Genomic DNA, 9,670 nt, shown 5'->3' with positions numbered 1-9,670 from the left:
GGCGTCCCGAAGTCCGCGGACCCGCGTGGATGGACCCCAGCCAAACCTGGCGCCCCGCCCAAACCCACCGCGCCAACCGCTCCGTCAACTGAGCCCCCGCCAGCACCAGCGACACCCCCCGATCCGCTGGTCGAGAAGCCGGCACGCCGGTTGCTGAGCCCGCCGAAGTACGCCGGCGTCTCGAGACCGGGTGCCCCGACCTACGGTCTGAGCGTCGGCCTACGAGGTTTCGATCACCGCGCCACGCGCGCAAGCCGCCGGATTGAGCCTGTCGAAATCTCGTCCAGCGAGCATCCGCTGGTTGTGATCTCGACAAGCTCGATCCGGCGGCAGGGCGCGCACTCTCGGAGGCCCGACGTGGTCGGCAGCCGGCCCGCGAGGCCTAGCCCGGGGCATCCGTCACCGCCAGTGTTTGGCCTTGCTCGGGGGGCGCCAGAGGCACCTCAGGGCCGCCCCCAGTTCGGGGCTAGATCCGGTTCGCCCCCGTTCCGGTGCCCCCTGACCGGGTCTATCGTGACGGCACCGCCAGGCGATACCGCGCCCGTACGGTGCCACCAGGAGGCGACCGATGCCGAAAACTCCCGCGCCCATCGACGACCCGAACACCCCGCTCGACCCATCACCCGCTACCTCGCTCCCCACCCGCCGCAGCCGCTCACGGGCGCGGCGGGTCTGGCGCGTCGTCATCGCGGGAACGACCGCCCTGGTCGTCGCGGCGACCGTGTTCGCCGGGGTCAGCCTCTACAATCTCGGCCGGGACTTCGATACCCAGGTCGAACGGCTGGTCGCTCCGTTTCCGACGGATGTCCCCGCCACCATCCCTGCGGCGGTGTCGCCCACGTCCACACCGGCACCGGCACCGGCTACCGTCGCGCAGAATATCCTGCTGCTTGGCTCGGACACCCGCGGCACCAATGGAACCTCGATCGCCGACCTGAGGGGGCAGCGCTCGGACACGATGATGCTCGTGCACATTCCGGCCGACCGCCAGAACGTCTTCGTGATGTCGATCATGCGCGACAGTTGGCTGGCGATCCCGGGGCACGGTGAAGCCAAGATCAACGCCGCGATGTCCTTCGGTGGGGTGCCGCTCGCCGTCGAGACAGTGGAGGGCCTGCTCGGCATTCACGTGGACCACGTCGCGGTGGTCGACTTCGGCGGTTTCGCCGGAGTGACGGATGCCCTCGGCGGCGTCTCCATTGACAACCCAATCGGGTTTCCCTCGTCGAAGATTCCCGGCTACACCTTTCAGCAGGGGGAGCAGGTGCTTGACGGCACCCAGGCGCTCGCTTTCGCCCGGGAACGCTACGCCTTCTCCGACGGTGACTTCCAGCGGGTGCGCAACCAGCAGATCCTGATTAAGGGCCTGATGAAGGCCGTGCTGACGACCGACACGATCGTGACCCCCGGCAAGCTCAACGACCTGATTGATGCGCTCTCGCCGTTCCTCGCCTCGGATGACGGGCTCGGTTCGGCCTATCTGGCCGGCCTCGCGGTCGAGCTGCGCGATGTGCGCTACGACGATGTCACCTTCTTCACGATGCCCACCAACGGCACGGGAACCTCGGCGAACGGCCAGTCGATCGTGAACATCGACCACGACCGCCTCGACCTGGTGAAACAGGGGCTTCAATCCGACACCCTGGCGCCCGACCTGCCGGCGCTGCAGGCCCAGGGGTAGTGCCGGTGCCGGTGCCATCGCAGCGGATAAGAGCACTCTCATAGTCGCCACAACTCCACCTCATCCGCGTTTGTCAGGCTCTCTCTATGTCCCAGATCGGGGGCGTCACATGTCCCTCATGAGGGGCGCAGAGAGGCAACACGATGATGAAGAAATCAACACGAGTGGTCACCACCCGAGTGCTCATGACCGGAGTTGCCAGCGTCCTTGCTGTCGGTCTGGCCACGACGAGCGGCGCTTATGCGGTGTCCACCTCGGTCAGCCCGGCGTCGGTGACCTCGCAGGTCTCCTCGTCGGTCAGCGCCGAGTCAGACGGTGTCGACTTGGTCGAAGCGGCCCGGGCGGAAGGTCGCCTGCTGCGTGCCGCGGCCCGCGAGACGAGCCGCGAGATTCGCGACGCGGCCCGCGGCCAGAGCCGCGAGGTGCGTGACGCGGCCCGAGTCGAAGCCCGCGCGGTGCGTGCGGCAGCCCGTGACGCGGCCCGCGCCCTGGTCGATGCGGCCAAGGATGCTGAGGACGATGACGGCAACTACGTGCCCGACGCCCCGCCCACGTCGGGCGGCGGCAGTGACAGTCCGCGCACCAACCACCGCGACCCGCGCACGAACGAGCGCCACGAGCGCACGAACGACCGCAGCGACCGCGCCTAGCGGTCGTCGCGGCCGACGCGGGTCCGGCTCGACGTAGCGGCGTCACAGGTCGGACCCGGTTCGTGCAGGCAATCGGGGAGGCTCCGTCGGGCGAGTGCTCCCCGATTGTCGTGTGTGCCGGGATGTGGCGTGCATGACGGGATTGCCGGGATTGCCGAGTGCGCCCCGCCGGGCCGAACGGATGCGGCTGGCGCTGGCCGGCCGGCAGCATCCGCTCACGGAACCCCGGCCCCCGTCAGCGCAGACGATAACCCATGCCACGCACGGTCTCGATGCGTTCGGGCCCGATTTTTGTGCGCAGGTAGCGCACGTAGACCTCGACGACGTTCGATCCGGAGTCGAAATTGAGGCCCCAGACTCGGCTCAGCAACTGCTCGCGACTGAGCACCTGCTCCGGATGCCCGAGAAACTCCTGGGCCAGCTCGAACTCCCGGGCCGAGAGATCCTGAGCCACTCCGTCGACAACGATGCGCCGGGTCTTCAGATCCAGTTCGAGGCCGCGGGAACTGAGGATCGACGGCGGCTCGGTGTGGGCATCCGTCAGCCTTAAACGCACGCGGGCGAGCAGCTCGTCGAGCCGGAAGGGCTTGGGCATGTAGTCGTTCGCGCCGCCCTCGAGGCCGCGCAGGGTGTCGGCCGCGCTGTCGCGAGCGCTCAGCACGATCACCGCGATCGGGTTCGCCTCCACCCGCAGGGTCTGCAAGATATCAAAGCCGTCGCGCAGAGGCAGGCCCACGTCGAGAATAATCAGGCCGAAATCTCCGGTCTGGGCCTGTGCCAGGGCGTTGTCGCCGTCGCTCGCGACGGCGACCGAATAGCCCGCCGAGCGCAGGCCTTTTTCCACAAATGACGAGATGCGCTCCTCGTCTTCGGCTATGAGAATTCTGGTCATCTGATGCTCCTTGCCGTGCTGGTGCTGGTGCTGGCGCTGGTGAGGTCCAACGGGTCGTTCTGGTGCTGCGTGTCGAGCGGGCGCGGTGCGGTGGGGTGATCGGGCACGATAAGCTGCCCCGCGGGCACGAGGATGGTGAACGTCGAGCCCGATCCGGCCGCGCTGTCGAGCAGCACCGTGCCGCCGTGTGCGTGCGCGATGGCCGCGACAATCGAGAGCCCGAGCCCCGACCCCTCGGCGCCGCGGGTGTTCTCGACTCGCCCGAACCGATCGAAGATGCGCGGCTGGGCCTCCAGACGGATGCCGGGGCCCGCGTCCCGCACTGACAGGCACAGCCAGCGCTCGGGCGGGTCGTCGCGCTGCTCGTCGTAGCCGAACCCCGGGGTCGCGGCGACGGCCTCGGGGCTGCCGGGGTTGCCCGGGCCGCCGGTGCCGACGTAGCCGCCGGTGCTGCCTGGGCTCCCGGGGTGGTCCGCGCTGCCGGGGGCCTGCGTGGGGCTCGGCGCGTCGGACTGAACCGGTCCGATCAGGTCCGCCGCGCCCGGCTCACTGGGCACCACGTGAGTGAAGACCGTCGGGCGGGTCGTGGTCACCGCGCTGTTCAAGGCAATGATCGATCCGGGAGTGGAATGGCGCGCGGCGTTTGCGGCGAGTTGCAGCCAGGCCTGAGTGATGCGGTCGGCGTCGAGGGCGACAGGGATAGGGGCAGCGGCCGACGGTGCATCCGCTTGCCGGGTCGCTGGCATGCGCGGTTCGATGCCGGCTCCGGTGTCGACTTCGACTCCGACTCCGGCTCCGGCTCCGGCTCCGGCTCCGACTCCGACTCCGGCAGCGGTCAGATCGGTGCTGCTGATGATCCACTTCCGGCCGGGATCGAGCGCGCGAGCCTTGGCCCCGACGGCGGCCGTGAACTCGGCGAGGTCCAGGGTCGCGAGTTCGACGAAGTGCGGAGCGCGTGACTGCGCCAGCAACGAGATACCCGCGAGCAGGCTGCCCATGCGATCGAGTTCCTCGATGGCGAGGGCCCGGGTGGCCTCCACCTCGGCCCGACTGCTCGCGTCGAGCACCTCCAACTGGCCGCGAATGATGGTGATCGGGGTCTTTAACTCGTGGCCGACATCGTCGAGCAGCCGTTGCTGGCTCAGGGACGACTGTTGCAGCCGGTCGAACATGCCGTTGATGGCTTCGGCCAGGTTCGAGACGTCGTCGTGTCCGGTGACCGGGATGCGTTCGACGAGGTCGGCCGCACTGCTGCTGCCGGCGGCGGCGTCGCGCAGCAGTCGGATCGGGCGCAGCAGTCGGCCGGCCACGAGCCACGCGACGAGGCCCACCAGCACGAGCGCTCCGAGCGCCACGCGGGCGTAGGTGTCGAGTGAGCGCGTCACGGCAGCGAGCTCGGCGTCCACGTCGAAGGCGACTGCGAGCAGCCCGGAGCGGTCGTCGCCGCTCACATGCACGGGGATGATGATGTAGCGCACGGTGGCGGGGAACGGTGGCTGGCCGGGTGCGGCATCCGTCGGCGTGCTGGATGAGTCCAGCATCTGGGCCGTGCCCAGAACGATTCCGTTCGTGTTCGCTTCGGAGAGCACGCGGGTCACCAGCTCGGGGCTGTCGGTGAGGCGGAACGGGGGGTTCGACGACCGGGGGTGGGTGGCGGCACCGTTGACGAATCCGAGCATGCTCTCGTTGGCCGAGGGGATCAGCTGCCGCATCGCGGTGTGCAGCACGAGCTCGACGCTGGTCAAGGGAATCGCCGTGCCGGTGTCGACCGCCTCGCCCGTTCCGCCCGCCGGCTGGCCGGTCGCATCTCCTGAAGCCGCATCTCCTGAAGCCGCATCTCCTGAAGCCGCATCTCCTGAAGTCACGCCCGAGGTCGCGCCGGAGGCGATGTCCTGCACGTCGTCGACCACCCGCAGCAGCTTGTCATCGATCGCGGTGAGAACGCTCTCCCGCTGCACGAGGTAGGACGCGATGCCCGAGGAGGCAAGCCCGAACGCCGACACCAGCAGCATCCACACGACGATGCGGGACCGCACCGAGAGGATGCGGCGGCGCGACGACACGGGGACGGCGGGAGGCATGGTTCTAGTATCGGGTCTCGCCCCCCTGTTCGGGGGGTTAAATCTGTGTTTCCGACCGGGACAGCCGGTGGGCAGGGGGATCTCTGCGGGCTCTGATTGTCTGCGCTCGTGTCGCGGCCGGGGTGCCCGCGGGCGCCGCTGTGAACGGCGGCGCCGCCAGGGCACCCCTGTTCTGGGGGAGTCTGTGTGCGGAGCGGCGGCATATAAGCCCGACTGCGCCTAATACGTTTAATCGGGGGCCAGTCCCCACGCACGGCCGGATGTGGATCGGTCGGCGCTTAAAGTCGGTTTCACGGTCAGGCAAGGGTCATCATCGAGAACACAGTGCCCGACGTGCTCCCCGCTCGCGCGGGAGGTGTCTCGTGACATCGAAACGCCCCTCACGCCCCTCACGCCCGTCACGAGCAGGGCGGGGCGCGCGTTCCGGCCGTACCCCGTCGGTCCCGGCGCAGGACGCCTCGCCCAGTACCGGCAGCATCGGCAATGCCCGGGGAGCGAGCCCCGCTGACGAAAACGCGATCGCCACCGCAGCGATCACCGCACCACGCACAGCAGCAAGCGCCGCAGCAAGCGCCGCAGCAAGCGCCGCGGTAAGAGCCGCAGCTCGCGCCGGGAAGGCCCGGCGGCGTCGGGCCACGATCTCGGGGGACCGCTCCGGCATGACCGGCCCGCCGCCCACCAAAGCTCGGCTGCGCGCCGCGACGGTGGCGATCTGGCTGCTCGTGCTCGCCTCGATCGTGCTGCTGCCGGACGCGTTTGTGCGCTGGTTCCTGCCGAAAGATCTGGTCGCGGCGGCGGCAGTGGCCATCGCATCCGTCGCCGTCGCCCGCGGGCGCCTGCCGCGCTGGTTCGTTCTGGCGAGCCTCGGCGCCGGGCTGATCGCCCTCCTGGCGGTGCTGTTCTCGGCCGCGCCCGGTGCCCAGCTGTGGGGCCGGTGGCCACGCTATGAGGGCCTGATCACCCTGCCGGTGTACTTTGGCGCGGTCTGGGCGGGCGCGCGCCTGCTTGGACCGGCCGCGCCCGCCGGGCAGCTGCGCACCGTCGTGCGCGCCGTGGCCGCCGCGGCCCTCGCCCTCGGGATGGTGTCGCTGCTCGAGGCTGCTGGCGCCCGGCCGCTCGCGAGCGACCTCGCCCGGCCCGGCGCCCTCACCGGCAACGCGACCGACCAGGGGGTGCTCGCCGCGCTGTTCGTGGCCGTGCTGGCGCTGCCGGTGCTGCGGGCGTGGACCCCGTCCCGCGGGGTGGGCAGATCCGGCACTCCGGGCGCCACGTCAGCGTTCGAGCGGTGGGCGCTGAGCGCGGCGCTGCTGCTCGCGGCCCTGACCGTGGTGCTGTCCGCCTCCCGGGCCGGGCTGTTGGCCGCCGGGGTCACGGTCGTTGTGCTGCTGGTGCTCGAGATCGTGCGCGGCGACCGGGTTGCGGCCCGGCGCACCGCGGTGATCGGGGCATCCGCTGCCGTTCTGCTCGCGGCGGGCACCCTGCTGGTACCGTTCACGCGAAACCGCGTCCTCGGCGCAAGCCCGCTCGCGGCCCAGTCGTTCGAGGGCCGCTTCGACTTCTGGCGCGACAGCCTCGCCCTTCTGGCCGCGCACCCGTTCGGCCTGGGACCCAGCGGCTTTCTGAACGAGTATTCGGGCGTCAGCACCGCGACCGACTCGTCAACCCTCGATTCACCGCACAACTGGCTGTTCCAGGTCGCCCTCGCCGGTGGTGTGCCGCTGGTCATGCTGGTGCTCGGCATCGTGATCGCCGGTGTGTGGGGAGGCGTGCGCGGCTGGCGGCGCGCCTGCCTGGCCGCTGCACACCTGACCGCTGCCAACCTGACCGCGACGGATGCCGCCCGCCCCGACCTGCAGGCCGCCGCCCTCGCCGGGCTGGCCGGCTTCGGCGTCGCCCTGCTCACCCATTTCACGGCGCCCTCGACAACGATCGTGGCTGCCGCCCTCGCCGGTGTTCTGCTCGCCGCCGGCCCCACGGGCGGGGCCAGGGCTCGTCTCGCAACCGCGGCCAATGCCGGCCTGGCACGAGGGACGCGCACGGCGGCACTCACCGCGTGGACGGTCGCGCTGCTCATGGCGATGAGCGCCGAGGTGCCGCTCAACGCGGGCGTCACCGCGGCGGCACGCGGGCAGATCGCAGCCGCCGACGCGGCCTTCGACCACGCCCGGTCGCTGCGCCCGTGGGACACTGACCTGGAAAGCATCGCGGCGCAATCGTTTGCGGCCGCCTCCGATGCCGCATCGGCCGCCGCATCAACGGCGGGACCGGCCACGCCCGAGGGCGCTGCGGCGGCGGCCGGGGCAGCGGATGCCGGCCAGCTCGCCGTCGAATGGGCCCAGCGCTCGCGGGCGGACCTGCCGGGCACCGTGGCGACCGAACGGGCGCTCGCGGTCGGGCAGCTGGCCGTCGGGGACTCGGCGGGGGCCGCCCGCACCCTCGCGGTGCTCGTTCGGCTCGCACCCGGCGACCCGGCCATTGCCGTGCAGAATGCGATCGTGCTGTACACCGTCGGGGACATTTCGGGCACGGCCGCCGAGGTGCAACGGGCTCTGCGACTGGATCCGCAGAACGAGACCGCGCTGCGCCTGCAACAGATCCTGTTCGCGGAGTAGCCCGGCGCGTTTGCCGGGGCTGCAACCCCGAAAAGTGCGACCCCGAAAAGTACGACCCCGAAAAGTACGACCCCGAAAAGTACGACCCCGAAAAGTATCCCTGGGGGCGCGTAATGCTGTGCGCGCAATGCTGTGCTCTTTGGGAGGTTCGGTGCACGGGAGGTTCGGCGCGTGTGTTTCAGCGCACGCGAGCGGGTCGGGCGTTGATGGATGCCGTCACGCGCCGCATCCGTCGTGACGAGCGCAGCGCGAGCACTCCGAAGACCAGCAGAGCCAGCACGGTTCCGATGATCGCGCCCGAGGTGTTGGCCACTATGTCGCGGGCACTGGCCGTGCGAGCCGGCAGCAGAACGAGCTGTCCCAGTTCGATGGCGGCGCTGCCGAGCAGCCCGCCCACGGGACCGAGCCACCAGAATCGCGCGCCCGCGAGCACGACCACGAGCAGGCCGGCAGGGATGAACAGCACGATGTTCGAGGCGAATTCGACCATGCCGTAGGTGAGCCAGCCGGGCGCGCCGTGCACCTGAAGCCAGGCCAGCGAACGTTGCAGGGTGTCGTGGCCGGCGCGGTCGACCGGCGTCGGCCAGAACGCGATCAGGGCGAGTGCGACAGCGTACAGCACGCTCAGCAGGAGCGCGGCGCGGTGCACCGCCAGGCGGTCCAGAATCGCGTGTCGCCGGGCGGCGTGCAACAGGGTCGCGGGCATGGTCTCGTTTCGGGTGGCAGTACAACGGCAGTGAATGATGCAGGCGGCGAATGGTGCAGCGGGTGAGCAGGTCGAGCGCGTCTGCACGGCAGTGTACGGCGAATCTCGTGTCGACGGCGCGCGTCGACGGATTGGACTCATCTTAGGGAAATCCGACCGAACACGCACCGTGAGCACCCGGCGTCAAGGCGGTGCGCGCCCCGTCAGGCGGTGCTCGAAACCACCGTCTACGGGGACAGAACGGTCTAGCTCTGCACGGGGGCTAGCCCGGTTTTGCGGTCCCGGCAACACTGACAGCGTCCATCCGTCCCTTCCCGAAAGGGGACCTCAGTGTCCGGCTCCTTCCATCGCTCTATTCGTCTGCGATCAGCACATTTGCGTCGAAATAGTATCTTCACACTCGCGCTTCTGGTTGTGCCCCTGGCCTTCTGCACCAGCACGGCTGCGTTCGGGGTCGCGTCAGCGCCGACGTCACCCGTTCCCACCGTCACGGCGTCTGTCCCCCCGGCGGTTTTTCACAGCGACTCCCTCTTCGAGATTGCCCGCACCGACTTCACCGCCGAACGACAGAGCGCCGTGACCGCGATCGCTGGGGCGACCTCCGTCGTCGATGCGGCCCAGGCCGCGCTCGACGCGAGCGCCGGAAAGACCCTCACCGAGGACAGCCGCGCGCAGCTGGCCGCGGCCCTTGATCTCGCCCGATTGCACCTCGGGTTTGCCACCGCGGAGATGTCCGACGCCACCGCCGATGCGGACTTCAGTGTGCCGGTCGGCGCCCTGTTCACGGACCGGCCCAACGTGGAAGAGAGCACGACCACGCTGTCCCGCCTGACGTTCCGCTGGGCCGACCAACTGGCGACCCTCGATCCGGGCCTGCCGGTTGCCGTGCAGGGCGTGACGGATGCCGTCTCCGCCTGGAACGCGGAGCAGGCGCGGCTCGCCGCCATCGAAGCCGCCCGCGTTGCCGCCGTCGAAGCCGCCCGGGTCGCCGCCGAACAGGCGGCCGCCCAGGCCCAGGCCGCGGCCGCGGCACGTGTCGTGCGCAGTC

General features: G+C 70.1%; 6 protein-coding genes and 1 pseudogene. 4 read left to right on the top strand and 3 right to left on the bottom strand.

Features of this window, described 5'->3' with window-relative positions; translation table 11 throughout:
* Positions 1–568 precede the first annotated feature (568 nt).
* Positions 569–1,681, top strand: a complete 1,113-nt coding sequence (locus D6T64_RS00580; RefSeq protein WP_119970431.1) for an LCP family protein — start codon at positions 569–571, stop codon at positions 1,679–1,681.
* 143 nt (positions 1,682–1,824) lie between these two features.
* Complete coding sequence (locus D6T64_RS00575; protein ID WP_147364393.1) at positions 1,825–2,331, top strand: hypothetical protein; 507 nt, start codon at positions 1,825–1,827, stop codon at positions 2,329–2,331.
* Positions 2,332–2,566: 235 nt separating this feature from the next.
* Here D6T64_RS00575 and D6T64_RS00570 read toward each other — a convergent pair whose 3' ends face one another.
* Together D6T64_RS00570 and D6T64_RS23485 are read right to left on the bottom strand one after the other, a co-directional pair.
* On the bottom strand, positions 2,567–3,223 hold the full coding sequence (locus D6T64_RS00570) for a response regulator transcription factor (protein ID WP_119970426.1): 657 nt from the start codon (positions 3,221–3,223) through the stop codon (positions 2,567–2,569).
* Positions 3,220–5,304, bottom strand: a complete 2,085-nt coding sequence (locus D6T64_RS23485; RefSeq protein WP_147364392.1) for a sensor histidine kinase — start codon at positions 5,302–5,304, stop codon at positions 3,220–3,222. The genes D6T64_RS00570 and D6T64_RS23485 overlap by 4 nt, the downstream gene beginning before the upstream one ends.
* Before the next feature lie 659 nt (positions 5,305–5,963).
* Between D6T64_RS23485 and D6T64_RS23355 the strand changes: the two genes are divergently transcribed.
* Positions 5,964–7,916 carry an O-antigen ligase family protein gene (locus D6T64_RS23355; protein WP_158594747.1) on the top strand — a complete coding sequence of 651 codons (1,953 nt, stop codon included), beginning with the start codon at positions 5,964–5,966 and terminating at the stop codon, positions 7,914–7,916.
* Positions 7,917–8,094: 178 nt separating this feature from the next.
* Here D6T64_RS23355 and D6T64_RS00555 read toward each other — a convergent pair whose 3' ends face one another.
* Positions 8,095–8,622, bottom strand: a complete 528-nt coding sequence (locus tag D6T64_RS00555) for a VanZ family protein (protein ID WP_158594746.1) — start codon at positions 8,620–8,622, stop codon at positions 8,095–8,097.
* Positions 8,623–9,036: 414 nt separating this feature from the next.
* On the opposite strand from D6T64_RS00555, the pseudogene D6T64_RS00550 reads away from it, so the two are divergent.
* Positions 9,037–9,670 (top strand): annotated as a pseudogene (locus D6T64_RS00550) (hypothetical protein); the annotation flags it as partial.

It is taken from the genome of Cryobacterium melibiosiphilum (assembly GCF_003602235.1).
In the GTDB taxonomy this organism is placed as follows: domain Bacteria; phylum Actinomycetota; class Actinomycetes; order Actinomycetales; family Microbacteriaceae; genus Cryobacterium; species Cryobacterium melibiosiphilum.
This window is presented reverse-complemented; position numbering and strand designations above follow the sequence as displayed.

What these genes read in the sequence shown, in the direction of transcription:
- D6T64_RS23355 (WP_158594747.1), top strand. Translation starts at nt 5,964, where the DNA reads ATGACCGGCCCGCCGCCCACCAAAGCTCGGCTGCGCGCCGCGACGGTG.
- D6T64_RS00580 (WP_119970431.1), top strand. Translation starts at nt 569, where the DNA reads ATGCCGAAAACTCCCGCGCCCATCGACGACCCGAACACCCCGCTCGAC.
- D6T64_RS23485 (WP_147364392.1), bottom strand. Translation starts at nt 5,304, where the DNA reads ATGCCTCCCGCCGTCCCCGTGTCGTCGCGCCGCCGCATCCTCTCGGTG.
- D6T64_RS00570 (WP_119970426.1), bottom strand. Translation starts at nt 3,223, where the DNA reads ATGACCAGAATTCTCATAGCCGAAGACGAGGAGCGCATCTCGTCATTT.
- D6T64_RS00575 (WP_147364393.1), top strand. Translation starts at nt 1,825, where the DNA reads ATGATGAAGAAATCAACACGAGTGGTCACCACCCGAGTGCTCATGACC.
- D6T64_RS00555 (WP_158594746.1), bottom strand. Translation starts at nt 8,622, where the DNA reads ATGCCCGCGACCCTGTTGCACGCCGCCCGGCGACACGCGATTCTGGAC.